The sequence below is a fragment of the Streptomyces sp. BL1 genome, from assembly GCF_057628045.1.
This window is the reverse complement of sequence record NZ_JBXYWZ010000002.1, coordinates 3805251-3831116: the sequence shown is the minus strand read 5'-3', so window position 1 is coordinate 3831116 and position 25866 is coordinate 3805251. Positions and strand designations below refer to the sequence as shown.

20 protein-coding genes, 1 tRNA gene and 1 other RNA gene are annotated in these 25866 nt (G+C 72.2%); 13 read left to right on the top strand and 9 right to left on the bottom strand.

The window, feature by feature from the left end:
• Positions 1–33 precede the first annotated feature (33 nt).
• The 5 genes from AC3AGO_RS16890 to AC3AGO_RS16870 all read right to left on the bottom strand — a co-directional run bounded on the left by AC3AGO_RS16890 (position 34) and on the right by AC3AGO_RS16870 (position 5354).
• Entirely contained in the window at positions 34–765 is a 732-nt protein-coding gene (locus AC3AGO_RS16890) for a GAF and ANTAR domain-containing protein (RefSeq protein WP_487821035.1), read from the bottom strand.
• 10 nt (positions 766–775) lie between these two features.
• Entirely contained in the window at positions 776–1633 is an 858-nt protein-coding gene (locus tag AC3AGO_RS16885; protein ID WP_487821034.1) for a GAF domain-containing protein, read from the bottom strand.
• Entirely contained in the window at positions 1630–3522 is a 1893-nt protein-coding gene (locus AC3AGO_RS16880) for a CheR family methyltransferase (RefSeq protein WP_487821033.1), read from the bottom strand. The genes AC3AGO_RS16885 and AC3AGO_RS16880 overlap by 4 nt, the downstream gene beginning before the upstream one ends.
• Positions 3519–4166: a chemotaxis protein CheB gene (locus AC3AGO_RS16875; RefSeq protein WP_487821032.1), complete on the bottom strand. Its 648-nt coding sequence runs from the start codon at positions 4164–4166 to the stop codon at positions 3519–3521. The genes AC3AGO_RS16880 and AC3AGO_RS16875 overlap by 4 nt, the downstream gene beginning before the upstream one ends.
• A 66-nt stretch (positions 4167–4232) precedes the next feature.
• Complete coding sequence (locus AC3AGO_RS16870) at positions 4233–5354, bottom strand: DmpA family aminopeptidase (protein ID WP_487821031.1); 1122 nt, start codon at positions 5352–5354, stop codon at positions 4233–4235.
• Between the two features lie 163 nt (positions 5355–5517).
• Between AC3AGO_RS16870 and AC3AGO_RS16865 the strand changes: the two genes are divergently transcribed.
• Positions 5518–6486 (top strand): NADP-dependent oxidoreductase, encoded by a 969-nt coding sequence (locus tag AC3AGO_RS16865; RefSeq protein WP_487821030.1) that lies wholly within the window; start codon positions 5518–5520, stop codon positions 6484–6486.
• 71 nt (positions 6487–6557) lie between these two features.
• Here the strand turns inward: AC3AGO_RS16865 and AC3AGO_RS16860 are convergent, their stop codons facing one another.
• Positions 6558–7907, bottom strand: coding sequence for an SNIPE associated domain-containing protein (locus tag AC3AGO_RS16860; protein WP_487821029.1), 1350 nt, complete (start codon positions 7905–7907; stop codon positions 6558–6560).
• Positions 7908–8598: 691 nt separating this feature from the next.
• Between AC3AGO_RS16860 and AC3AGO_RS16855 the strand changes: the two genes are divergently transcribed.
• On the top strand, positions 8599–9225 hold the full coding sequence (locus AC3AGO_RS16855; protein ID WP_487821028.1) for a potassium channel family protein: 627 nt from the start codon (positions 8599–8601) through the stop codon (positions 9223–9225).
• 61 nt (positions 9226–9286) lie between these two features.
• Here AC3AGO_RS16855 and AC3AGO_RS16850 read toward each other — a convergent pair whose 3' ends face one another.
• A complete protein-coding gene (locus AC3AGO_RS16850; protein WP_487821027.1) occupies positions 9287–10855 on the bottom strand; it encodes an AAA family ATPase in 1569 nt (522 codons plus the stop codon).
• A gap of 245 nt (positions 10856–11100) precedes the next feature.
• Between AC3AGO_RS16850 and AC3AGO_RS16845 the strand changes: the two genes are divergently transcribed.
• Positions 11101–11679: a hypothetical protein gene (locus tag AC3AGO_RS16845; protein ID WP_487821026.1), complete on the top strand. Its 579-nt coding sequence runs from the start codon at positions 11101–11103 to the stop codon at positions 11677–11679.
• A gap of 122 nt (positions 11680–11801) precedes the next feature.
• On the opposite strand, the gene AC3AGO_RS16840 is transcribed toward AC3AGO_RS16845, so the two are convergent.
• A tRNA-Ser gene (locus AC3AGO_RS16840) sits at positions 11802–11886 on the bottom strand.
• 110 nt (positions 11887–11996) lie between these two features.
• Between AC3AGO_RS16840 and ffs the strand changes: the two genes are divergently transcribed.
• The 10 genes from ffs to AC3AGO_RS16790 all read left to right on the top strand — a co-directional run bounded on the left by ffs (position 11997) and on the right by AC3AGO_RS16790 (position 23887).
• An RNA gene (gene ffs, locus AC3AGO_RS16835) (signal recognition particle sRNA small type) lies at positions 11997–12091 on the top strand.
• 245 nt (positions 12092–12336) lie between these two features.
• Positions 12337–14688, top strand: coding sequence for a DNA polymerase III subunit gamma and tau (locus tag AC3AGO_RS16830; protein ID WP_487821025.1), 2352 nt, complete (start codon positions 12337–12339; stop codon positions 14686–14688).
• 727 nt (positions 14689–15415) lie between these two features.
• The gene (locus tag AC3AGO_RS16825) at positions 15416–15781 is read left to right on the top strand and encodes a YbaB/EbfC family nucleoid-associated protein (RefSeq protein WP_487821024.1); all 366 of its coding nucleotides are present in this window, start codon (positions 15416–15418) and stop codon (positions 15779–15781) included.
• A gap of 155 nt (positions 15782–15936) precedes the next feature.
• A complete protein-coding gene (gene recR, locus AC3AGO_RS16820; RefSeq protein WP_487821023.1) occupies positions 15937–16536 on the top strand; it encodes a recombination mediator RecR in 600 nt (199 codons plus the stop codon).
• Positions 16529–17197 (top strand): DUF5063 domain-containing protein, encoded by a 669-nt coding sequence (locus AC3AGO_RS16815; RefSeq protein WP_487821022.1) that lies wholly within the window; start codon positions 16529–16531, stop codon positions 17195–17197. Before recR ends, AC3AGO_RS16815 begins: the two co-directional genes overlap by 8 nt.
• A gap of 270 nt (positions 17198–17467) precedes the next feature.
• Positions 17468–18757: an aspartate kinase gene (locus AC3AGO_RS16810; RefSeq protein WP_487821021.1), complete on the top strand. Its 1290-nt coding sequence runs from the start codon at positions 17468–17470 to the stop codon at positions 18755–18757.
• 16 nt (positions 18758–18773) lie between these two features.
• A complete protein-coding gene (locus AC3AGO_RS16805; protein ID WP_487821020.1) occupies positions 18774–19892 on the top strand; it encodes an aspartate-semialdehyde dehydrogenase in 1119 nt (372 codons plus the stop codon).
• Positions 19893–20293: 401 nt separating this feature from the next.
• A complete protein-coding gene (locus tag AC3AGO_RS16800; protein ID WP_487824686.1) occupies positions 20294–20923 on the top strand; it encodes a SigE family RNA polymerase sigma factor in 630 nt (209 codons plus the stop codon).
• Positions 20920–22761 carry a hypothetical protein gene (locus tag AC3AGO_RS16795; RefSeq protein ID WP_487821019.1) on the top strand — a complete coding sequence of 614 codons (1842 nt, stop codon included), beginning with the start codon at positions 20920–20922 and terminating at the stop codon, positions 22759–22761. The genes AC3AGO_RS16800 and AC3AGO_RS16795 overlap by 4 nt, the downstream gene beginning before the upstream one ends.
• Before the next feature lie 262 nt (positions 22762–23023).
• Positions 23024–23887, top strand: coding sequence for an SURF1 family protein (locus tag AC3AGO_RS16790; protein ID WP_487821018.1), 864 nt, complete (start codon positions 23024–23026; stop codon positions 23885–23887).
• Here the strand turns inward: AC3AGO_RS16790 and AC3AGO_RS16785 are convergent.
• Positions 23787–25628 carry a S9 family peptidase gene (locus AC3AGO_RS16785; RefSeq protein ID WP_487821017.1) on the bottom strand — a complete coding sequence of 614 codons (1842 nt, stop codon included), beginning with the start codon at positions 25626–25628 and terminating at the stop codon, positions 23787–23789. The genes AC3AGO_RS16790 and AC3AGO_RS16785 overlap by 101 nt on opposite strands.
• Positions 25629–25866 lie beyond the last annotated feature (238 nt).

Below are 25866 nucleotides of genomic sequence, written 5' to 3'. Positions count from 1 at the left end.
TGCAGGGTGTGTCCCGCGTCCCCGCGCCGACGGTCAAGGGGCCGGTTTCGTCACGTCGGTGCCGCCGTCGACGACTTCCCGGGCCACCTCGGACAGCGGCCTGCCGTGCCGGCGCGCGTACCCGCGCAGGGCGGTGAACGCCTCCTCCATGGACACCGACGTGCGGGTCGCGATGATTCCCTTGGCCTGCTCGATGACGACCCGGCTGGACAGCGCGCCCTCCAGCTGTGCCACCCGGATCTCCGCGCCGTTCCGCGTGTCCTTCTGTTCCAGTGCGATCGCCGCCACGTCGGCCAACGACGAGGCCAGCGCCAGCACTTCGGGCGACAGCTCCGTCGGCGTGGTGCCCAGCAGGACGAGCGCCCCGCGGGTCGTGTCCCCCGCCCGCAGCGGACGGGCGGCTGCCCGGGTGTAGCCGAGTTCCGCCGCCGCCCGCGAGTAGCGGGGCCAGCGCGCGTCGGCCTCCTCGCCGGTCAGCGCCGAGGCGGCGAGCGGGGAGCCGTCGCGCCGGCAGTCGTGGGCCGGCCCCTCGCCCCAGCCGACGGCGGCGAGTTCCAGCCGGGCCACCGGGGGCCGGGATCCCGCGACGTGCGAGGAGTGCGGGGCGTCCGAGGCGGGGGCCACGGCGGCCGAGGGCGCTCCGAGGAGTTCGTCGCTCCACGAGGCGAGCAGCTCCAGCAGGCCGGGCACGTCGTGGGAGCCCGCCGTCGCGCCGCCGGCCAGTTCCACCAGGGCGTCGGCGATGCGTTGTTCCTTTGGGCCCATCCGGCATCTCCTAGGCGAGTTTCAGGTCCCCGCGCACGATTCCTTCGGCAATGGCTTCGATCGGGAGGTCGTCGGTGAAGGCCCGGGCCTTGATGAGGGACAGGGCGTCGTTGACATGACATCTTGCCTGGACCGACAGAATGCCGACAGCCTGCTGTACGGCGGCCAGATGGTTCAGGCCCCCGTACAGGTCCGGATCGGCGTCGGGGGCCAGGCACATGATCTGCATCAGTGCCTCGACGACCCCGGTGAGCTGTCCTTCCCTCGCCCGGCCCGGCCGTGGGTCGAAGACGGAGAGGGCGCCCAGGCAGGTGCCCGTCGTCTGCAGCGGCGCGGCGACCACTTCGTTGATGTGCAGGGCGGCCACTGCCGGTCCGTAGACCGGCCACCGGTCCGCCAGCTGCGGACCGGCGGCGACGACCGTACGGCGCTGCACGGCCGCATCCTTGGCGGGCCCCTCGTCCAGCAGGAATTCGAGCTCCTGCGCACGGCACGCGAAGCTGTCCGAGGAGGCGACGGCGAGCTGCTGATGGCCGGTGTCGACGAGGGTGAGGGCGACGCTGTCCGCCTCGCACGCCTCGGCGACACCGCTCATGAAGAGGTGGGAGGTGCGGCGGCTGTCCGCCCCGTCCGCGATGCGGCGGGCGTAGGACTCCTGGAGCTGTGCCGAGGACTCGTGGCAGGCCTCCGTCCGCCGGTGGATCTCGGCGGTGTGGGCGTACAGCGGGGAGCGGGCGTCGCGCGCGGCGAGGTGTTCGTACCGTTCGGCGTTCGCCCGGGCCCGTGCCGCCCGTTCGCGGGCCAGCGCGGCCCGTCGCCAGGCCGTGGCCGCGAGGCTGTCACCGGCCTCACCCTCGGCGTCGTTCATGAACCAACCGTACGCCCGGAGTTGGCGTCCTCGTCCGGTCGCGTCTCCTCCATCAGCAGGACCACGCCGCCGTTGTGCCCGTCGAACGGGGAGCAGGTGACTCCGCAGTCCACCGCCCTGCCGATGCGGTTCGTGGCGGGGATGCTGACCGGGTCCGAGCGGTTTCCGGTCTTCAGGCACTCGCGTACAGCGGGCTGCAGCGACTCTGTGGGCAGGCCGAAGTCGAGGGAGAAGAACGGCTCGTTCAGCACCTCGTCCGCGCGCAGGCCCCACATGTCGGCCGCGCCCCGGTTCCAGCTCTTCACGCTCAACTGCGTGTCCAGGACCACCACTCCGGCCGCGATGCTGCTCACCACGCCTTCCAGGAAGGCCCGCGTCTCGTCGAGCTCCTCGGTGCGGGTGCGCATCTCCTCGTTCATCGTCTCCAGTTCCTCGTTCCCCGACTGGAGTTCCTCGTTGGTGGTCTCCAGCTCTTCGTTGGTGGACTGGAGTTCCTCGTTGGTCGTTTCCAGTTCCTCGATGCTGGACTGGAGTTCCTCGTTGGTGGTCTCCAGTTCCTCGTTGGTGGACTGGAGTTCCTCGTAGGCGGTCTCCAGGTCCTCGCGTACGCGCTTCACCTCGGACTTCAGCTGGGTGGGCACGGTCACGTCGGTGAAGGTGATGTTGGTGGCGGAGAGGGTGCCGTTCGGCTCCAGGAGGGGCTGGATGAGGATGTCGAAATACTGGGTCTCCTCGCCCGTGCGCCGCTCCGCCCCGTTCACGCGGAGCGTCCGCCGCTCGTGTGTCACCTGCTCGATCAACGACCGCAGTTCGACGGGACGGTAGGAGATCTCCAGGTCCTGGAAGGGGCGGCCGACATCGTGCGAGTTCAGGCTGAACTGGATCTTCGCCTGGCCGTTGATCAGCACCACGACGCCCTCGGTGTCGACCGTCACCGACGAGGCCGGAATGGCGTCGAGGACCATGTCGCGCAGCTGACGGCTGCGGGCCAGCGAGGGCTGTTCCGTGGCCGTACCGTGCCTGACCTTCATCGGGGACGGCTGGTGCGGCATGCCCGCGCTGCCGGGGCGGCGGCGGAAGACGCGCTGCCGCATGCTCGCCACGTCGAACCGGTCCGAGTCGTTCAGCAGCATCTCCGCCTTGCCGAGGAAGAGGAAGCCCTCCTCGCGCAGCGCGAAGTGGAAACGGTCGACGATCTGCGTCTGCGCCTCGACGTTGAAGTACATCAGGGTGTTCCGGCACACCAGCAGATCGAGCCGGGAGATGGGGGCGTCCCGGGTGATGTCGTGCCGGCCGAAGATCACCCGCCGGCGGAGCTCCGGGTGGAAGCTGTGCTGTGCGCCGTTGTGTTCGAAGTACCGGTCGCGGAGCTCCGCCGACAGCGGCTCCAGCGCCTTCGCGGTGTAGAGGCCCGAACGGGCGTCGCGCAGCGCCTCCTCGTCGACGTCCGTGGCGTACACCTTGACCCGCCGCAGACACTCCTCGATGCCCAGCGCCTCGGCGAAGATGATGGCGAGCGAGAACGGCTCCTCGCCGCTGGAGCAGCCCGCGCTCCACACCCGGATCTCGTCGTCCTCGCCGGTGCGGGAGAGGATCTCGGGGACCACCTCGCGCTGGACGTGGTTCCAGGCGTCGGGGTCCCGGAAGAAGGAGGTGACGTTGATGAGGATGTTGTTGAAGAGCGCGTTGAACTCGTCCGCGTCGGCCTCCAGCCGGTCGCGGTAGTCCGCGTACGAGGTCACGCCGACGTCGGACATCTGTTTCCGGATCCGCCGCCCCAGCGAGGAGCGCTTGTAGCCGGTGAAGTCGAAGCCGCGCGCGTCCCGGAGGAAATGGAGCAGATCCTCCAGCCCTTCGTCCGTCTCGCCGTGGTCCTGTTCCGCGTTCATGGGGTCCTCTTGGCTTCGACGAGTCCGCGTACGGTGGCGGCGATGTCCTCCAGGGGCAGCACGAATCCGGCCGCTCCGGTCGCCTTCGCTGCCTCCGGCATTCCCTTGAACTCCGATGTCGCCGGGTCCTGCACGATGACCGTGCCGCCCTGCGCGCTGACGGCGGTCACCCCTTTCGCGCCGTCGGAACCGGAACCGGTCAGGACGCACACGAGAGCGTGCGGCCCGTACCGCTCGGCGACCGACTCGAAGAGCAGATCCGCGGCCGGGCGCAGGAAGTGCACCGGGTCGGCGTCGGAGAGGACCAGCTCCCCGCCGCCCCCGCCCTCCCCGCTGGTCCCGCTGTCGCCGCTCTCCCCGCCGTTGCCGACGAGGAGATGGCGGTCGGGCGGCGCGAGATACACGGTGCCCGGTACGGGGCGCTCCCCGGCCACCGCGAGCTTGACCGGCAGGTCCGTCGAGCGGGACAGGACCTCGTGGAGGAGCGTCCGGTGCTTCGGGTCCAGGTGCTGCACGATCAGCACGGGGACGGGCAGATTCACGGGGAGTCCGCGCAGCAGCGTGCGCAGCCCGTGAATACCGCCGGCGGACGAGGCGACCGCCAGGACGGTGTACGTGCCCTCACCGGCCTGCTCTTGCGTCACGCTGCCGAGCCTAGTCGACAGGCTGCCCCCGGTACGGCTCCCCGTTGGAGGGATTCCGGTTCCGTGTCACCCGCGCCGGGTGAGGAGTTCGGCGGCGCGGGCCGTGGGGAGGGCGGGGGTGCGGTGGCCCGCGCGGCCCGTCATCGGGGCGTTCACCCACAGGGAGTTGAGCACGGCCTCCTCGACGGCCTGCACCACCGCTTCGAAGAACGGGTCGAGACGGCCCCAGGGGATGAAGCGCAGCTCCTCGTACACCGCCTCCTCGTTCCCCGGCGTTCCGGGGAACTCGCTGCTCAGCGCGGAGGGGTTGGCGGTGGAGAAGGCCAGGAAGATGTCGCCGGAGAAGTGCGAGCCCGCGGTGCCGGTACGGGCCAGGCCCAGCGGCACCCGGCGGGCCAGCGCGGCGCACTGGCCGGGCAGCAGCGGCGCGTCGGTGCCGATGACGACGATGACGGAGCCGGCGCCGGGCGGCGCGCTCGCCGCGGGCTCCTCCATCGGATTGTCGTCGGCCAGGTCGCGGCCCAACGGCACGCCCGCGACGGTCAGTTCGCGCCGCGACCCGAAGTTGGCCTGGACGAGGGCGCCCACCGTCCAGCTGTCCTGCCCGTACGGCACGACGCGGGACGAGGTGCCCGTACCGCCCTTGAACGCATAGCAGTTCATGCCGGTGCCGCCGCCGACGGAGCCCTCCGGGACGGGCCCGCCGCGCGCCGCGTCGATCGCCGCGACGGCGTGCTCCTTGCGCACGGAGTCCGCGTTGATGTCGTTGAGCCAGCCGTCCCAGGTCTCGGCGACGACGGGCAGCAGCCACTTGTTCCGGCCGGGGCGTTCCCGCGCCGCCCACTCCACGGTGCCGCGGTGGCAGGTGCCGACCGCGTGCGTGTTGGTGATCAGTACGGGCAGGGTGAGGGACCCCGTCTCGTGCAGCCAGTGGCTGCCGGTCATCTCCCCGTTGCCGTTCAGCGAGTGCACGGCCGCGGCGCACGGCACGTCGAACCCGCCCCGCCCGCGCGGGAGTACGGCAGTGACACCCGTACGGACGGCCTCCCCCTCGACCAGCGTGGTGACACCGACCTCCACACCGGGCACGTCGGTCAGCGCGTTGTACGGCCCCGGCCTCCCGTCGAGCGGCACCCCCGCCTCCCGGGCCCGGGGCTTCGCTTCGCGCTGCTCATGGTCCTCGGTCATCGGGGCTCCTCCACGTCGGAACGGGCGGCGCCGTGTGCCGCCCCGGGGTCCGATCATGCCGTCGCCGTAGTCTGCGAGCATCGGCGCGGAGACGCACGAAACCGTGCGTATCCGTGCAGAGCGACGATGATCTTTACGTACGACAGCAGCGCGGAGGCTAGCGATGTCCGACCCGACGATGCGAGCGATCACCCAGGATTCCCTCGGCGGCCCCGAGGTGCTGTACGAGGCGCAGGTGCGGAAGCCCGCGCCGCTGCCCACCGAGGTGCTGGTGCGGGTGCACGCCGCGGGCGTCAACCCCGTTGACCACAAGTCGCGTTCGGGCGGCGGCATGGCGGGCGTGCTGGGCGACCCGCCGTTCGTCCTCGGCTGGGACGTGTCGGGCGTCGTCGAGGAGGCCGGGTTCGGCGTCACCACGCTGGCGCCGGGCGACGAGGTGTACGCGATGCCGTGGTTCCCCCGCGAGGCCGGCGCGTACGCCGAGTATGTGACCGCCCCCTCCCGGCAGTTCGCCCGCAAGCCCGCCTCCCTCACCCACGACGAGGCGGCGGCCGTACCGCTCGCGGCGCTCACCGCCTGGCAGGCCCTCGTCGACACCGCCGACATCCGGCCCGGCCAGCGGGTCCTGATCCACGCCGCGGCCGGCGGAGTCGGCCACCTGGCCGTGCAGTTCGCCAAGCAGCTCGGCGCGTACGTCATCGGCACGGCGAGCGCCGCCAAGCACGACTGGCTCACCAAGCTCGGCGCCGACGAGCTGATCGACTACCGCTCGGCGCGCTTCGAGGACGCGGTGCGCGACGTCGACGTCGTCCTCGACCTGGTCGGCGACGAGCACGACGAGACCAGCACCCGCTCCCTCTCCGTGCTCCGCCCGGGCGGCCTGCTGATCGCCGTACCGTCGGGCGTCGCGCCCGAACTCCTGCGGCGCGCCGAGGAGTCCGGCCTCCGCGCCACCGGCTTCCTCGTGGAACCCGACGCCCCGGCCCTCGACCGCATCGCCGCCCTCATCGACGCGGGCGACGTGAGCGTCGAGGTCGAGGCCGTACTCCCCCTGGACCAGGCCCCCGAGGCCCACCGCCGCATCGCCACCTCCCGCAGCACGGGCAAGCTCGTCCTCCACGTCACGGACTGACTCGATCCGTTCCACGAGGTCCCGGCCCCGGTACTTCCTGTGCTGGGGCCGGGGCGGGCCCGGTGCGCTGCTCAAGACCCGTGAGCAGCGGCCGTGTGGTCACCGGTCGCACTCGCGCGCCATTCCGGGGCTTCGAAGTCCTCGCGGAACTCCAGCAGATGCTGCCCGGCAACGCGCTGCAGAGCGGCTCGGACATCCGACGGGCTCACGTAGAAGAACTCCCGTCGCCGGTTGACCCGGTTCACCCTGCGGCCCTCGAACTCCTGGTGCAGGCTGCGTTCGAGCCCGACGGCGTCTTCGCTGAAGATCAGGGCGTGTACGTCGAAGCGGAACGGGACGGAGGCATCGCCCAGTTCGTTCACCCGGTCCATGGGCTCCAGCCGCCGCGTCATGCCGATTTTGACCATGCGCTCGCCGAAGGCCCCGACGTTGGAGATGACGTAGACGTACCCGGCGCGGATGTTGGCTTCCCTGGCGTCGACCGAGGCCATGGCCGCCTGGATCTCGTCCAGCTTCTGCTGCATTTCCGCGGCTCCGGCGTCACTGGTGCCGGACGCGGCCAGCCGCGCGAGTGCCGCCTCGTAGTGGCGGCGTTCCTTGTCGAGACGTGACCGCTCACGCTCGAGCTCCCGTTGCAGCCGCTCCTCTTCCCGCTGCTGCTCCCGGAGCTCGCGTCGGCGTTCCTTCTCTTCTTCCTGCTTGGCCAGGTGGTCGGCGGTCAATTCCAGTTCGCGGACGCGCAGCCGGTGGTACTCGTCGCTGATACGGATGTGCATCGTCGCCCCGAGCCGGGCGATGGTCTGCCGTGATTTCTCCAGCCGGTCGATCATCGAGCTCAATCGGTGCGGGCGCATCGTCCGTATCGCGTTGTCGGCCTCGGAGTTGTAGGCGCGCAGCATCAGTTTCGAAAAGTCGCGGACCATCTTGCGCCCCTCGGAGAGAGACCCGTTGACGTGCCAGTCCGTGGCCGCCTGGACGGCTCCGTTCCCCCGGGCCAGCGCCTTGACCCGGTCCTTGAGGCTCTCCAGCTCGGCCTTGTACGCGACGGCGTCCGCCAGGGGGTGCCGGTATTCGTAGATCCCGGCTTCCTGGAGCATCGCGGCTTCCTCGGTGCTCACCACCTGGGCGTGCAGCCGGCGCAGGTTCTGACCGGCTTGTTCCGACTGCGCCTCCAGTCCGGTGATCCGGCCGGTCAGTTCCTCGAGACGCTGCTGTTCATGGGCGAGATCCTGCTGGAGCTGCGCGGAGGCGTTCTCGCACTTGGCGAGCAACAGTTCGTCGAGGCGGGCGAATTCGGCGCGCAGACGCTCGGTCTCCACGACCAGATCTGCCGCGTCCTTGCCCTGGATGTGTGCCAGTTGCTGGTGCAGAGCTGCGCATTCGGCAGCCTGCTGAGAGCGGGCGGCCTGCGCGCTCAGCAATTCCTCCTTGAGCCGTTCGGCTTCCGCCTCCGCCTGTTTACGGCGGCGCCCGAAGACCCCACCCGATGCGTTCTCCTGCCGCTCCGGGGAATGCGGGGGTGCGTCGTGTCCCGGTGCGCGGGGCTCGTCGACGGGTACGGCGGCAGCCCCGTAGCCGTCCGGGGTGTCCGCGGGTATCCAGAGCTGCCATCCAGGTGGGGGCGCGGGCCAGGAAGGGTCCGGCTGCCAGCCGGGAGGTGGTTCCCATCCTTGCGGTGGCTGAGGCCAGGATGGGGGCGGATTGAACCTGTAGGACACCACTAGCCCTCCATATGCGCAGATACACCGCCAAGAGTGCGGCAGAAACTCGCAACTCTGTGCATGGTGGTGGCGTTTTGTTATGCCGCCGCAACGATGCGGCCGGGGGTGGCCATGTGGCTGCGGCGCCCGGGTTGCCACGTCACGGACTGACCCGATCCGCCCCTCCGGCAACGGTGTTGCCGCGCCGTTGCCGGGGGTAGAGTCCTGTCGTGAAAACGGGGAGAGCTCCCCGTTTCTTCTACCGGCCTGCCGGTACAGGGGAAACCGGCGGGCCGGTCGGCTGAGGGATGGTGGACGGTGCGCGTCGGAGCGGGGCCGGGCCGGGGTGGGGCGCTCATGATGGGGGGATGGGTGAGGCAGTGGGATCGCTCGGCGGGGGCGGGGTGGGCGTGTGGCCGCGGCACGTGTGAGGCGCGAGACGTGGGCGCGGGAGCCGGCCGTGGTGTGGGCGGTGTTCGGTGGGGCGGTGGGCGTGCTGGTCGCGGCGTACGCGCTGGTGCCGCTCGGTGTCTTCGGGCCCCAACGGCCCGTACTGAGCTGGACGGTGTTCTTCGCGACGCTCGTCGTGCTCGGCTTCTCGCTGCTGAAGTACGTCAGGGACGTGCTGCTCGACCGGCCCGGCACCCGGCCGGGTCTCGCCATCGCGCTCCTCATGTGCGTGACCGTGCTGGTCTTCTCCACCGCCTATCTCGCGCTGGCGCGGCAGCCCGGCGGGTTCGAAGGGCTGCGCACCCGGCTGGACGCGCTGTACTTCACGCTCGTCACGCTCGCGACGGTCGGCTTCGGGGACGTGGCCCCCAAGGGGCAGGGGGCGCGGCTCGTCGCGATCCTCCAGATCGTCTTCAACCTGGTCTTCCTGACGGCGGCCGCCACCGCGCTGTCGCAGCGTATGAAGGCGCAGGTCGGCCGCGACACGCGGCCTCGCGAGGGGCACCCCCGCGAGGGGCCCGGCCACGAGCGCCCCGGCCCGGAGCGCCCCGGCCCTCCGGGCAACTCCGGGCCCCCTGACGGCTGCTGACGGCTGCTGACGTACGACGGTCCGGTCTCCTCGTAGCCGGCGGGCCGGGAGCGCGGTGCGGTCAGCGGCGCCGGTACGAGGCGCGGTACATCGTGCGGCGGCCGCCGCCGCCGCCCCCGCCCCCGCCCCCGCCCCCGCCGCCGTCCCCGCCCCCGTACGCGCCGTCCTCGTCCTCATCGAGGTCGACCCCGTCGTCCAGTTCGTCCAGGTCGTCGAGCTCGTCCCCGTCCCCGTCCTCGTCACCGTCGCCGTCCCCACGCACCCCGAGCAGCCGACGCGTCAACCGGTCGTGGTCGCCGAGGAGTTCGTCCAGGGCGGCCGTGAGGTCCGCGGGGGACGGGCCGGCGGCCTCCCGTTCCGCGGCGAACAGGACGGTGCGGCGGACCAGTTCCTTGGTGAAGGAGGCCGTGGTCCCCTCCGTACGCCGTACCGCCTCCTCCAGGGCGTCCTCCGGAAGCCCGAGCCGGCCGCCGTACAGCCGGAACAGCTCCCGCCGCGCCTCCGCGTCCGGGAGCGGGACCTCCACGGCCATGTCGACCCGGCCCGGCCGCTGGGCCAGCGCGGGCTCCAGCAGGTCGGCGCGGTTGGTGGTGAGCAGGAACGCGACGTCCGCGTCGTCGCCCAGGCCGTCCATCTCGTTGAGCACCTGGAACAGCAGCGGCTGCTCATCGTCGGTGAGGTCCCGGGATTCCGCGACGAGATCGCAGTCCTCCAGGACGACCAGCGCCGGCTGGAGCATTCGCGCCAGCGCGCAGGCCGCGCCGACGAACCGGATGGACATCCCGGAGAGCACGATCACCGTGAACTCGGGGAGCTGCGACAGCAGATAGCGCACGCTGTGCGTCTTGCCGGTGCCGGGCGGCCCGTACAACAGCAGTCCGCGGCGCAGGTGCTGGCCGTGCGCGCGCAGCGTCTCGCGGCGCCGTGCGACGCCGACGACCTGCCGCTCGATGCGTGCCAGCAGCCCCGGCGGCAGCACGATGTCGCCCTGTCCGAGGCCGGGCCGGGCGTGCAGCTTGAACGGGCCGACGCCGTCCGCGAAGTCGCTGCCCTCGAAGGAGAGCACCTTGCCGCGGAACACGTTGTGCTCCCGCATGCCGGCGCCCACGGAGGCCAGCAGCGCCTTCGCGTCCTCGCGGGAGGGCGCGAGGACCTCCAGACGTACGGATTCCTCGCCGAAGTCGGGGTCGGGGCCGCGCAGCAGGACGGCGTACCGGTCCGCGCCGTCCGTGCCGAGGTAGAGCCCGAACGTGACGCAGGCCAGCTCCTCTTCGCTGGACACCGGTACGTACGCGTAGTCGACCGCGCCCAGCTGTACGTTCCCGAGCCGGTCCGCCGAGTCGATCAGCTCGGAGAGCGACTCGGCGCGCCGGCCGTCACCCGCGACGCCCACCAGTTCGTGCGTACGCCCCCCGCTGCCGAACCAGCGCTCCAGCGCGAGGTGCACGTTCGCGTGGTCGTACGCCGCGTAACTCGCGCGCACCACGGGCACCTTGCCGGGGTCGTCGCCCAGGTGCTCGCGCAGCCGGTTGACCAGGCCGCGGGCCGGGTCGGTGTGCGGCCGGTCCACGACCTGCTCCATGAACAGCCGGAACAGCGTGCCGAATTCGTCGACCTGACTCTGCTCCATGAGTCCCCCTGCCCCCGTGCGTACGTGGCGCGCTCTCCGCGACCGTACTGACCCGCCCCCCGCTCCCGCGAAGCATTTACGCCCCGGCGGCACCCGGCCCCGGCCGGCTGCTTCCCGGGGCGGCTGCCGGGGGCCGTGGGCTGCTCCCCGCGGAGTGGGCGGGGTGTCTCTCGGCGGGGGACGTCGCGGGGGCTGCCGGCTGTGACGGTGAGAGTGCCGAGTCTCACACCGGAACGGAGCCCGTCATGAGCAGCGCAGCACCGGCTGAACAGGCCGAAGGCGGAGGCGCGCGGGCCGCGTTGCGGCTGCGTCCGCGTACCCGCAAGACACTGCTGACCGTGCACATCGTCGCGTCGGTCGCGCTGCTGGGCGAGGTGTGGGGCCTGGTGGTGCTGAACCTGTACGCGACGCTGACGTCCGACACCGGCCTCGCACACGCCGCCTACCGGCTGATGACCGCCATGATCTTCGCCGGCGGCATCCCGCTGAGCCTGCTGTCGCTCGTCACCGGGATCGTGCTGGCCGTACGGAGCCACTGGGGCCTGGTGCGGTACGTCTGGGTGTTCGCCAAGTTCCTGATGCTGATCGCCGTGATCCTCATCGGGATGCTGCTGTTCCGGCCGGAGGACGCGGCCGCCGCGTACGCCGCGTACGAACGCGGTACGGGCGCGCTCCCCTCGTCGGCCGCGGCCTGGCGCGGAACGGCCGCCGTGGGAACGCAGCTCGCGCTCCTCGTCACCGCGACAGCCCTCTCGGTCTTCAAGCCCCGCCGCACACTCCGGCGCGCACGCCCCGCGAACGGCGCACGCCCGGCCCGTGGCTGAACCCGTCCCGCGCTGACACCCGTCTCGCGCTGAACCTGTCCCGCAGGGACGCCACATGCACGACGAAGGCCCCCGCCGGCGAACCGGCGGGGGCCTTGTCACTTGCCCGGTGAAGGCAAAGGCGGAGGATACGAGATTCGAACTCGTGAGGGGTTGCCCCCAACTCGCTTTCCAAGCGAGCGCCCTAGGCCTCTAGGCGAATCCTCCGAGAAGAACACTACAAGACGCTGAGGGGTGCTCGCGAACTCGGTCCGCCGGGTCGTTTCCGCGCGTCGGCCGCGCTCGATTCCAGGTCCGCGCATCGGGTAGTGTGTGGGCCAGCCCCTCACGTGGCGCTATCTCTCTGAACTCCCCCAGGGCCGGAAGGCAGCAAGGGTAGGAGGGCTCTGGCGGGTGCGTGAGGGGCGTTTGCGTTCTCTGCGGCCCGTGTTGAGCCCGCGCTGAGGCCCTTGTGCGGCCCCGGCGGTTTTCCGGCCCGCTTCCGTGGACGGTTTCCGTACGGGTTCCGGGGCGCTTCGGCGGACCGTTCCGTACGTGCCCGGCGGACGCGGCCGGCGGATTTCCGTACGGGGCGCGCGGGCCGGTCCACGCGCGGCGGAGCCCCTGGATCGGTGTGAGCGAAACCACTTGTCGGCGGTCCCCGATATCGTCGGGGTTGTGTCGTCCCTCGCCCTGTACCGCCGCTACCGCCCCGAGACCTTCGCCGAGGTCATCGGGCAAGAGCACGTAACCGACCCGCTGCAGCAGGCGCTGCGCAACAACCGCGTCAACCACGCCTATCTCTTCAGCGGGCCGCGCGGTTGCGGCAAGACGACCAGCGCGCGGATCCTCGCCCGCTGTCTCAACTGCGTGCAGGGGCCGACCCCCTCGCCGTGCGGTGAGTGCCAGTCGTGCCGCGACCTCGCCCGCAACGGCCCCGGCTCCATCGACGTGATCGAGATCGACGCCGCCTCGCACGGTGGCGTCGACGACGCGCGCGAGCTGCGGGAGAAGGCGTTCTTCGGCCCCGCCTCCAGCCGCTACAAGATCTACATCGTCGACGAGGCCCACATGGTCACCCCGGCGGGGTTCAACGCCCTGCTGAAGGTCGTCGAAGAGCCGCCGGAGCATCTGAAGTTCATCTTCGCGACGACGGAGCCCGAGAAGGTCATCGGCACGATCCGGTCGCGTACGCACCACTATCCGTTCCGGCTCGTGCCGCCGGGCACGCTCCGCGATCACCTCTCCGCGGTGTGCGAGCGCGAGTCGATCCCGGTCGACGACAAGGTGCTGCCGCTCGCGGTGCGGGCCGGCGCGGGATCCGTCCGTGACTCCATGTCCGTGATGGACCAGCTGCTGGCCGGCGCGAGCGACGACGGTGTGACATACGCCATGGCCACCGCGCTGCTCGGCTACACCGACAGCGCCCTCCTCGACGACGTCGTGGACGCCTTCGCCGCGGGCGACGGCGCGCGCGCCTTCGAGATCGTGGACCGGGTCATCGAGGGCGGGCACGATCCCCGCCGGTTCGTCGCCGACCTGCTGGAGCGGCTGCGCGATCTCGTGATCCTCGCCGCGGTGCCGGACGCGGTGGAGAAGACCCTGATCGACGCGCCGGCCGAGATCGTCGAGCGGATGCAGGCACAGGCGTCGGTCTTCGGCCCCGCCGAGCTCAGCCGCGCGGCGGACCTCGTCAACACCGGTCTGACGGAGATGCGGGGGGCGACCTCGCCGCGGCTCCAGCTCGAACTGATCTGCGCGCGGGTGCTGTTGCCCGCCACGTACGGGGACGAGCGCTCCGTCCAGGCGCGGCTGGACCGCCTGGAGCGGTCCGCGCCCGCGGGGCAGCCGCTGCCGGGCGGAGGCGTGCCGGGAGCGGTCGCGCCGGCGGTGGCGCCTGCGGTTGCGCAGCCCGCGCCGGCCCCTGCTCCGGCGCCCGCTGCGGCTCCGGCCCCTGCTCCGGATCCGGCCGCGGGTGGGGCCGTGGGTGGGGCCAACTCGCCTGCCGCGCCCGCCCCGTCGGCGCCCCCGCAGGACGCGGCTCCGGAGACTCCGGAGGCCCCCGCGGCTCCGGCCCGGCGCCCCGGCGCCTGGCCCGGCGCGAGCGGTACGGCATCCGGCCAGGGCGGCGACGGTGCCGCGCAGGGCGGGGCCGCGCAGGGCGGCGCTCCTGAGGGGCGGCGACCGGGTGCGTGGCCCGGCGCCGGCGACGCGACGGGCGGCTCCGGCCCCGCGCAGGGTTCCGGTCCCGCGCAGGGGTCCGGTGGCGGGGGCAACGGCGGGCAGCGGCCCGGCGCTTGGCCGTCCGGCCAGAGCGAAGCGGCTGCCGCGCAGCCGTCCGCGCCCGCGCAGCCCGCGGCGCCGGCCGCGCCCGAGCCGGCGGCGACCCCCTCTGCCCCGGGCCAGGACCCGTCCCAAGGGGCGGCGCAGGTACGGCAGATGTGGCCGCAGATCCTCGACGCGGTGAAGAACCGCCGCCGCTTCACATGGATTCTGCTCAGCCAGAACGCGCAGGTCGCCGGCTTCGACGGCACCACGCTCCAGCTCGGCTTCTCCAACCCGGGCGCGCGCGACAGCTTCGGCAACAGCGGCAGCGACGAGGTGCTGCGGCAGGCCCTGAGCGAGGCGCTCGGCGTGCAGTGGAAGGTCGAGGCGATCGTCGACCCGTCGGGCGGGTCCGGCGGCTCGGGCGGTTCCGGGGGCGGTGGCGGCGGTGCACCGCGTCCGCCGCAGCAGCCGGCCCCTGCGGCGCCCGCCGCGCCTCCGGCGGCCCCGGTCCCGGCGCCCACCCCGGCCCCTGCGGCGCCGAGTTCACCCCCGCCGCAGGCCGCGGCGGCGGCCCCGGCCCCGCCGCCGGACGACTACGAGCCGCCGCCGGAGCCCCCGGAGCCGTCCGACCCGTACGCCGGCATGGAGCACGACATGCCGGCAGCGGACGACCCGGACCTCGACGAGTCCGCCCTCTCCGGCCACGACCTCCTCGTCCGAGAACTGGGCGCCACAGTCATAGAAGAAATCCCCCACGAGTAACCCTCACGGGAAGCCACCCCGGGGAGCAGGAGGGCCCACCTCCAACTCCCCGGCGCCGACGGGAGGGCCGCCCCTCCCAACTCCGCCGCGCGAAATCTGGACCGGGGCGGGAGAGACCAGCGCCCCCAACTCCGCCGCAGCGGCACTCTCCCCGAGCGATGCGCCCCGGCGGTGACCACGCAACGCGCCCCGGCACAGCCGCGGGGCCAGCGCGGGAGGAAGCGGGGCCGCCCTCCAACTCCGCCGCAGCGGCGCTCTCCCCGAGCGCGCCTGCCCGGCGGTGACCACGCAGCGGAACCGGACGACGCCGCGCGCCGCACCGGCAGCAGCAGCCGCCCGGGGCGGGCAGGCCGGCAGCCCTCCAACTCCGCCGCAGCGGCACTCTCCCCGAGCGATGCCCCCCGGCGGTGACCACGCAACGCGCCCCAGGGCCGAGGAGCAGGCGGGCCCCGCCAACTCCCGCGCGCACTGCGTGGCGACCCGGCGCCGCCCCGTACTCACCGCCGACCCGTGCCGCTCGGCCCGGCCGCCGCCGCGGCGGAGTTGGAGGGGCGGGGCCCTCCCGGATCGGGGCGGCGCCCGGCCGCTATCGCGGGGCCCCTCACCGTTCGGTGGAGATGCTTGCACCGTTCCCGCACAGCGCGCAGCGACCACGTAGGCTCGGGCCACGCACACCGTACGTACCCCTTCGTGCGGCAAGACGTCGTCGACGACCAGGAGCCAAGACGTGATTCCCGGTGGTGGCCAGCCCGATATGCAGCAGTTGCTGCAGCAGGCCCAGAAGATGCAGCAGGACCTCGCCGCGGCCCAGCAGGAGCTCGCCGAGACGCCCGTCGAGGGCTCCGCGGGCGGCGGCCTGGTGAAGGCGACCGTGACCGGAGCCGGTGAGCTCCAGGGTCTGGTCATCGACCCGAAGGCCGTGGCGGTGGATCCGGACGGCGGCTCGGCGGAGGAGACGGCCGAGACCCTCTCGGATCTCGTGCTCGCCGCCGTGCGCGACGCGAACGCCGCCGCGCAGGAGATGCAGCAGCAGAAGCTGGGCCCGCTCGCCGAGGGGCTGGGCGGCGGCGGCATGCCGGGCCTCCCGTTCTGAGACCCGGCACGTTTCCGGCGCCCCCGGCGCCGTCCCGCGGCCCGCGCTGCCGCCGGAAGCTGGTGGCGGGCGCGCGGGGCAACTACGGTTCGTAGAGCAGGATGAGAGCGGTCGGCTGAGAGCAGCGGGCCGAGAGGAAAGAGGCGGGCGCTTCCGTGTACGAAGGCGTGGTTCAGGAGCTGATCGACGAGTTGGGCAGGCTGCCCGGCGTCGGTCCGAAGAGCGCGCAGCGGATCGCCTTCCACGTCCTGCAGGCGGAGCCTGCCGATGTGCGGCGGCTCGCGCAGGCGCTGACGGAGGTCAAGGAGAAGGTCCGGTTCTGCGATGTCTGCGGCAATGTGGCGCAGGAGGAGCAGTGCCGGGTGTGCCTCGACCCGCGGCGTGACCCGTCGGTCATCTGCGTGGTGGAGGAGCCGAAGGACGTGGTCGCCATCGAGCGCACCCGCGAGTTCCGCGGGAAGTACCACGTGCTGGGCGGGGCGATCAGCCCCATCGAGGGTGTCGGCCCGGACGATCTGCGGATACGGGAACTGATGACCCGGCTCGCGGACGGCACCGTCACCGAGCTGATCCTGGCCACCGACCCCAACCTGGAGGGCGAGGCGACGGCCACGTACCTGGCGCGCATGGTCTCGGCCATGGGCCTCAAGGTGACGCGGCTGGCGAGCGGCCTTCCGGTCGGGGGAGACCTGGAGTATGCCGATGAGGTCACGCTGGGGCGTGCCTTCGAGGGGAGAAGGTTGCTCGATGTCTGACGCCACGCTGAACGCCGTCAAGGACGACCCGAATGACTTCGCGGTACAGATCGCGGATCAGATCGAGAGTTTCCTCGTCTCGGTGGCCGAGGTCGCCAAGGGTGACGATCCCGACAGCGCGGTTCCGTACCTGCTGCTCGAGGTGTCCCAACTGATGCTGGCCGGCGGCCGGTTGGGGGCGCACGAGGACATCGTCCCGGACGAGCGGTACGAGCCGGACATCGGTCCCGAGCCGGATGTCGACGAGCTGCGGGAGCGGCTGGCGACACTGCTGGAGCCGGTCGACGTGTACTCCGAGCTCTTCGATCCGTACTCGGCCCGTTCGGGCCCCGTCGCCTGCCGGATCTCCGACGACATCGCGGACGCGGTCACCGACCTGCGGCACGGCATGGCGCACTACCGCGCCGGCCGCGTCAGCGAGGCCCTGTGGTGGTGGCAGTTCTCCTACCTCTCCAACTGGGGCCCGACGGCCTCCGCCGCCCTCCGCGCCCTCCAGTCGCTGGTCGCCCACGTCCGCCTGGACACCCCGCTCGACGAGCTGAACGGCCTGGACACGGACAGCCACGCGGAGGGCGACGACGGCGAGTTGGAGGCCGAGGCGGGCGCGGTCATGGCCGCCGAAATCGGCGAACCCCTGGGCCTGAAGCCCAGCAGCCCGTAGTTCCGCGAGGTGTGGTGCGTCGTAACGTTCGTTCAACGAGCGCTACGACGCACGACGACCCCCACGCCCCACTAACCCCGCGCGTTCCCGTGTGTTCACGTTCGTTCACCCTCTGTCGTGTGAGCTGTCTTACGATCCCGTGTCACCCGGTGCACAGCGGGCAGGGGGCTGGCTGGGCGAGAGGGCAGGGACGGCTTCTCGTTACACTGAGCCGACCGCAGGATCCCGGCCAAAAGGATCCAGAAAGACTGATTCGAGGAGCGAGCACACGTGGGCCTTGTCGTGCAGAAGTACGGCGGCTCCTCCGTTGCCGATGCCGAGGGCATCAAGCGCGTTGCCAAGCGGATCGTCGAGGCCAGGAAGAACGGCAACCAGGTGGTTGTCGTGGTCTCCGCGATGGGTGACACGACGGACGAGCTGATCGACCTCGCTGGAGAGGTGTCTCCGGTCGCCTCCGGGCGCGAGTTCGACATGCTGCTGACCGCCGGAGAGCGAATCTCCATGGCCCTGCTGGCGATGGCGATCAAATCCCTCGGCCACGAGGCGCAGTCGTTCACAGGCAGCCAGGCCGGTCTGATCACGGACTCCGCGCACAACAAGGCGCGGATCATCGATGTCACACCGGGCCGTATCCAGACTTCCGTCGATGAGGGCAACATCGCCATCGTCGCCGGCTTCCAGGGCGTATCCCAGGACAGCAAGGACATCACCACGCTCGGCCGTGGTGGCAGTGACACCACCGCCGTCGCTCTTGCTGCCGCCCTGAACGCGGACGTCTGTGAGATCTACACGGACGTCGACGGCGTCTTCACCGCGGACCCGCGGGTGGTGAAGAAGGCGCGGAAGATCGACAAGATCTCGTTCGAGGACATGCTGGAGCTCGCCAGCTCCGGGTCCAAGGTGCTGCTGCACCGCTGTGTCGAGTACGCGCGCCGCTACAACATCCCGATCCACGTCCGGTCCTCCTTCTCGGGGCTGAACGGCACGTGGGTCAGCAGCGCGGCGCACCAGAGCGAAGACGGGCAAGGGGAAGAGTCGATGGAGCAGGCGATCATCTCGGGCGTCGCACACGACACGTCCGAGGCGAAGGTCACGGTCGTCGGAGTGCCCGACAAGCCGGGCGAGGCCGCGGCGATCTTCCGTACGATCGCGGACGCCGAGGTCAACATCGACATGGTGGTGCAGAACGTCTCCGCCGCCTCGACGGGCCTCACCGACATCTCCTTCACCCTGCCGAAGACCGAGGGCCGGAAGGCCGCGAAGGCGCTGGAGAAGATCCAGCCGCAGGTCGGCTTCGACTCGCTGCGCTACGACGACCAGATCGCCAAGATCTCGCTCGTCGGCGCGGGGATGAAGACCAACCCGGGCGTCACGGCGACCTTCTTCGAGGCGCTGTCCAACGCCGGGGTGAACATCGAGCTGATCTCGACCTCCGAGATCCGCATCTCGGTCGTGACCCGCGAGGACGACGTCAACGAGGCGGTGCGCGCCGTGCACACCGCGTTCGGCCTGGACAGCGACAGCGACGAGGCAGTCGTCTACGGGGGCTCCGGCCGGTGACCTTCCGGTGATTCCGGTGAGCGATGGACAGAGTGGTCCGACCCTGGCGGTCGTCGGTGCGACCGGCGCCGTCGGGTCGGTACTGCTCGGTCTGCTCTCCGAACGGGCCGACGTGTGGGGCGAGATCAGACTGATCGCCTCGCCCCGGTCGGCCGGGCGGAAGCTCACCGTGCGGGGCGCGGAGACCGAGGTCCTCGCGCTCGGCGAGGACGTCTTCGAGGGCGTCGACGTGGCGCTGTTCGACGTTCCGGACGAGGTCGCCGCGCAGTGGGCGCCCGTGGCGGTGGCCAAGGGCGCGGTGGTCGTGGACAGTTCGGCGGCCTTCCGCGCCGAGGCCGATGTGCCGCTCGTGGTGCCCGAAGTGAACGCGCACGCCGCCCGCGTACGCCCGCGGGGCATCGTCGCCAGCCCGCACTGCGCCACCCTCTCGATGATCGTCGCGGTGGGCGCGCTGCATTCGGAGTGGGGCCTGGAGGAGCTGCTGGTCTCCTCGTACCAGGCGGTCTCCGGCTCCGGGCGGGCCGGCATACAGACGCTGCGCGGGCAGCTCTCCGCGGTCGCCGGCATGGAGCTCGGCACCCAGCCCGGCGATCTGCGGCGCGCGGTCGGGGACGCGACCGGCCCGTATCCGGCGCCGATCGCGCTCAACGTGGTGCCTTTCGTGGGGGAGTTGAGCGAGGGCGCCGACGAATCCGCCGACGCCTCCGACGAGGACACCGAGAGCGGCGCCATCGACGGCTGGACCTCGGAAGAGCTGCGGGTGCGCAGCGAATCGCGCAAGGTCCTCGACATGCCGCGGCTGCGGATCAGCGCCACCTGCGTACGCGTACCGGTCGTCACGGGGCATTCGCTGGCCGTGCACGCCCGCTTCGAGCGCGAGGTCTCCGTCCGCGAGGCGCACGAGATCCTGGCGAACGCGCCGGGCGTCGTGCTGTGCGACGACCCCGCGCAGGGCGAGTTCCCCACGCCGGCCGACGTGGCCGGTACGGACCCCACGTGGGTCGGCCGGGTCCGCCGCTCGCTGGACGACGCGCGGGAGCTGGAGTTCTTCGTGTGCGCCGACAATCTCCGCAAGGGAGCGGCGCTGAACACCGTGCAGATCGCGGAACTGGTCGCCGCGGAGCTCCAGTTGTGACTCCGGCTGTGAGTCCCGTGGGGACTCCGGCTGTGACTCCCCTCGTCACCCTCGGCATCCCGGCTGTCACTCCAGTTGTGAAGAAGTTGTGACCACCTGAGCCGGGTCTACCGCTGGCCTGCGGAGTGCCCTCTGGCCCACAATTTCGGTCTCCCCTCCGTTGCAACCGGCGGTGGGGCCACAGGCGTCTCTTCTTCCGCTCTCAGAAAGCGAATACGCTGTGAAATTCGGGTCATTCGGGATATTCGGGGCTTGAGCGAAAAGTAGGTGCGCATGGGTACGTACTACGCAGAGCGTGATGCTGTGCCTTCCGCGTACAACCCTGACGGGGGGATACGTGTCCAACAGGCGTGGCAGAGGCACTTGGAGCGGGACTCGCGGCGGCCCCGGGGCCCCCAGGCATGCGGCTGGCGCACCCCCGGCGCGCGGGGAGTGCGGCGGTGACCCCGCCCTGGTCCGCCGCGCCGGGAGCCCCCGTACAGGCCGTGCACAGCCCACCGTCGGCCGCACGCGGGGAATCTGACCACGCGATGACAGCGGGCACTACGGTCGATCAGCTCACCGAGACCTACCGCGAGCACTACAGATCGCTGCTCGGGCTCGCCGCGCTGCTCCTCGACGACCCGGCTTCCTGCGAGGACGTCGTCCAGGAGGCCTTCATACGGGTGCACTCCGCCCGCAAGCGCGTGCGCGAGCCGGAGAAGACCCTCGCGTATCTGCGGCAGACGGTCGTCAACCTCTCCCGCTCCGCGCTGCGCCGCCGCATCCTGGGCCTGAAGCTCCTCTCCAAGCCGATGCCGGACATGGCCAGCGCGGAGGAGGGCGCGTACGAGCAGCTGGAACGCGACGAGTTGATCAAAGCCATGCGGGGGCTGCAGCGGCGGCAGCGCGAGGTGCTGGTGCTGCGCTACTTCGCGGACATGACGGAGGCTCAGGTGGCGGACGTGCTGGGCCTGTCGCTGGGATCGGTGAAGGCGTACGGCTCGCGGGGCATCGCCGCGCTGCGCGTCGCGATGGAGGCGACGGTATGACGCACCGAGAGACCCCGGACCCCGAGCCGCACGAGAACGGGGTGCCCGACGAGAACGTGACGCCGCACGCGTCGGCGGAGCCGCCCGTCGTCCCCGGGCCCGGCGAGGACGGGGAACCGGACGGGAACGGGCAACCGGACGGGAACGGGGCACCGGACGAGAACGGGACGCCCGACGAGGACGAGGCGCCGGACGAGCGCCCGGCGCCCGGCCGGCCCGGCGCGCCGCGCGAACCGGGGATCCCGGAAGGGCCGGAGTCCCCCGGTGTCGACCTGCCGGACACGTACGTACCGGAGAGCCCCGAGGTGCCTCTGACGCCCGGACTCCCGGACGTGCCGGACGTGCCGGGCCCGCCCGCGCTCCCGGAGGTGGGGCTACCGAAGGGGCCGGCCGCGCCGCCCGACGTCCACGAGCCCGGCGGGATCCCCGACCTTCCGGGGCCGCCGGACCTGCCGGGCCCGCCACCGGTCCACGGCACCCCCGACCTCCCCGAACCGACCCTCCCCGAACAGCCCGTACGCCCCGGCGAACCGGACGAGGACGGCGACGGGGACAGCGGCGAAGAGAACGGGCCCTCCGGTGAGACCGGGGCCGTCGACGATTCCGGGCTCCGCGGCGAGCAGGCCGGGACCGTCGACGACTCCGGCTCTCGTACCGGGACCCGGGCCGCGGGCGCGGACGGCGCGCGGGGTTCCCTGCCCGACGGTGCCTGGGCCGACGAGCCCTCGGCCGCGGGCGAGGAGGCGCTGCGCCGCATGCTGCGCGACAGCGTGCGGGACATCGAGCCCTCGCCGGAGGCGCTCGCGCATCTGCGCCGGGCCGTTCCCGCCCGGCGCGCGCACAAGCGGCAGGCCTTCATCGGGGCCGCCGCCGCGGTCGTCCTCGGCGGCGCCGGCGTGCCCTCCCTGATGGCCGCCGGCTACATGCCCGGCATCGGCGCCGACGAGAAGCCCGCCAACGCCGGGAGCGCCCCCGCGCACAGCACGGGCGGCACCGGCGTACCCGAGCCCGGGAAGAGCGTGAGCCGCCCGGCCGGCGACGGTGACAAGAACGGCAAGGGCACCTCCTCCGCACAGGGCGCCACCGGCAGGCCCGGCGCGAGCGGTTCCGGCAGCCCGTCCCCCTCGTCGGGCGAGGGCGTGGGCGCGGGCACCGACCCGAGCGACACCCTCGCGGTCAGCGCCCCCGGCTGCGAACGCGGCCAACTCGGCGACGGCAGCGTCGAGTCCGCGCCGGACGGCGACGGCAAGGTCTACGGCAGCTTCCGCGTGGTCAACACGTCCGGCGACTCCTGCACGGTCGAGGGCGAGGGCGCCGTGGCCGCGACGGCCCGCGGCAGGGCGGAGAGTTCGCGCATCAAGGTCGTCGACCACACGGCGGGCGACCCGGCGGGCCGGCTGCCCGACCCGGCCTCCGCTCCGGACGAGCTGGTGCTGAAGCCGGGCCAGGCGTACCGGGTCGCGTTCGCCTGGATCCCCGAGGACTGCCCGGCCTCCGCATCCCCGAGCACCAAGGCCGACGAGAGCCCGAGCACCCGCAGCGCCGAGACCCCCTCCGACTCCCCCTCGGGCGACGACGGCGGCACCGGCGACGGCGGTACGGGCGGTGACGCGGGCGGCGGTACGGAGGGCGGCACCGGCGGCACGCCGTCGACCGGCGGCGGCGACACGGGCGGCACCGGCGGGGGAGCGGGCGGCGACGGCGGTACCGGCGGCGGAGCCGGCAGCGTCCGGCTCAGCCACACCCCGGACACCGGGGACCCGGCCGCGGCGGACACCACCATCGGCGGCGCCTGCGCCGGCACCGTCTACAGGACCGGCGTCCTGCCGGCGGACTGACACGGCGGGGGCAGCCATGGAGATGCCGGACACCCCGGCGGGGTGTTCACGCGGACGCCCCGCAGGACGTCAACCGGCCCTCCACGGCGCCCTCCTCGCGCAACGCCGCCCGCAGGGCCGCGTGACGCACCCCGGGCGACGTGTCTCGTGCAACCGCCCGGCGGCCCCGCGGGACGTACATCGCGGGCCGGAAACCTCGGAGGGGGAGGAAAGGGTGGGGGCGGATCGGTCGCGGCCGGTCCGCCCCCGTACCGTTGAGGGCGTGTACCGGTTCCTGCTGACCCCGCGGTGGTGGGGGATCAACTTCTTCGCCGTACTGGCGATCCCGGTCTGTCTGTTCATGGGCAGCTGGCAGCTCTCGCGTTTCGAGGACCGCGCCGAGACGCACAAGCAGCAGGAGCAGGAGGCCACCGACGCGCGGCACGCCAAGCCCGCTCCGCTGCACGACCTGCTTCCCGTGTCGACCGAGTCCAGCGGCCGGGTGGCGAAGGCCACCGGGCGCTACGACACCCGCCACCAGCAGCTCGTGCCGGACCGGGACCTGGACGGGCACAACGGCTACTACGTCCTCGACCTGCTGCGTACCGACGGCGGCAAGGCGCTGCCCGTCGTCCGCGGCTGGCTCCCCGGCGAGCCGGACCCGGCGGAGGTGCCCGCGCCGCCGCGCGGCGAGGTCAGCGTGTCCGGCGCGCTCCAGGCGAGCGAGGCGCAGGGCAGCCCCGGCGTGAACTCGGCCGGCGGACTGCCCGAGGGACAGCTCGGCATGATCAGCGCGGCCTCGCTGGTGAACGTGGTGCCGTACGACGTGTACGACGCGTGGATCAGTGTTCAGCGGGTGCCGGCCTCCGACAAGCCCCTGAAGCCGGTGCCGCCGGCTGCCCCGGCGAACACCGGCCTCGACATGAAGGCGTTCCAGAACCTCGGCTACACCGGGGAGTGGTTCGTCTTCGCGGGATTCGTGGTGTTCATGTGGTTCCGGCTGTTCCGCCGCGAGGCGGAACTCGCCAAGGACCGGGCGCTGGGCCTCATTCCGGAGCAGGACCCGGCTGACCGGGACGGTCCGACTGGGCCGACAGACCCGGAAGATGCCGGAGAGCAAAGTCGATCTCCAGCCTCACCTGCTTGATCCGCTCCTCCACCACGAGCGAGCCGTGCCCCGCGTCGTAGCGGTACACCTCGTGCGGATGGCCGCGCTCCTCCAGCCTCTGCACGTAGTTCTCCACCTGACGGATGGGGCAGCGCGGGTCGTTGACGCCCGCCGAGATGTAGACCGGGGCCCGTACCTCGTCGACGTACGTGAGCGGTGACGACGCGGCGAACCGCTCCGGCACCTCGTCCGGCGTACCGCCGAGCAGGGTGCGGTCCATGGACTTCAGGGCCTCCATCTCGTCCCAGTACGCGGTCACATAGTCCGCGACCGGTACGGCGGCCAGGCCGAGCGCCCACGCGCCGGGCTGCGTACCGAGGCCGAGCAGCGTGAGGTAGCCGCCCCACGAGCCGCCCGCCAGCACGATCCGCTCCGGGTCGGCGAGGCCGGACTCCACCGCCCACGCGCGCACCGCGCCGACGTCCTCCAGCTCGATGAGGCCCACCCGGTGCTTGAGCGCGTCGGTCCACTCCCGGCCGTAGCCCGTGGAACCGCGGTAGTTGACCCGTACGACGGCGAAGCCGTGGTCCACCCAGGCGGCGGGCTGGCCCGCGAAGGAGTCGCTGTCGTGGTGCGTCGGCCCGCCGTGCACCTCGAAGACGGTGGGGAACGGGCCCTCGCCCGCGGGCTTCTGCACCAGCGCGTGGATCTGCCCGCCGGGGCCCTCCACCCACGCGTCTTCCACCGGTACGGAGCCGGGGGCCTTCATGCCGGGCGGGTCGAGCACGACCTGGCCGCTCGTGGACCGTACGGCCGGCGGGTTCGCCGCGGACGACCACAGGTACTCGACGGTCCCGTCGGGCCGCGCGGTCGCGCCCGAGACGGAGCCCGCCGGAGTGTCCAGCCGGGTCAGCTCACGGGTGGCCAGGTCGTACCGCCACACGTCGCTGCGCGCCCGGTGGCTGTGCGCGACGAGCAGCGCGCTGCCGTCCGGGTACCACTCCGCGGCCACGTCGCCGGGCAGGTCGATGGCGAGCTCGGTGGTCTCACCGGTCTCCGGATTCCAGATCAACGGCTCCCAGCGGCCGGACCGCTGATGGCCGATCAGCAGCCGCGCGTCCCCGTCCACGGGGGCGAAGCCCAGGACGGACAGGCCGAGTTCCTTCGTGCCGCCCTCGGTGTCGTCCAGCTCCGCCACCGTGCCGCCGTCGCGGCGTACGACGCGCAGCGCCGAGTGCATGGCGTCGCCGTGCTCGGTGTGCTCGACGGCGAGCAGCGTCCCGTCGTGCGAGAGGTCACCGACGCCGGCCGACTCCCGGTGCCGGTAGATCTCCTCGGGCGAGCCGCCCGGCCGTACGAGGTGGATCGTCGAGCCCTCCTCGTCCGTGGACCGGCCGACCACCGCGGTGCCGTCCCGGCCGAGGGCCAGGCCCGCCGGGTACGAGGCCTCCAGGCCCGGCACGGCCGGCTCGTCGGCACCGCCGCCGAAGGGCTGGCGCATCCACACCCCGAACTCGTCCCCGTCCGTGTCGGAGAACCACCAGACCGTCTCGCCGTCCGGCGTCAGCGTCCCGTCCGTGGTGCCGTTCGGACGGTCCGTCACCTGGCGCTGCGTGCCCGCCGCGCGGTCCCAGGCGTAGAGCTCGTACGTTCCCGTCGCGTTCGAGATGAACAGGCACCGGTCCGGGGCCTCCTCCGCCCATTCCGGCAGCGACACCCGCGGCGCACGGAACCGCTTCTCCCAGTCGGGCATGGACTCCGCACTCGTTTCTTCAGTCATGACCCCCATTCTGCTGGGCCCGGCAGCCGGGCCGTGGGGCACCCTTCCGGCCGTGATGCCGGACCCTTCCGCAACTGCCCGGTGGGCGGCACCTACGGTGAATGACCGGGTTCGTTGTAGCCAGCAGCGATTTGGGTACCGGCCGACACGGGAGACGGCCGGTCCCCCGTACCACTTAATATTCATCTCGGACAAAAAACGTATTTGGGGTCTATCGCCCCGTCGCCGCCAGAGAGGT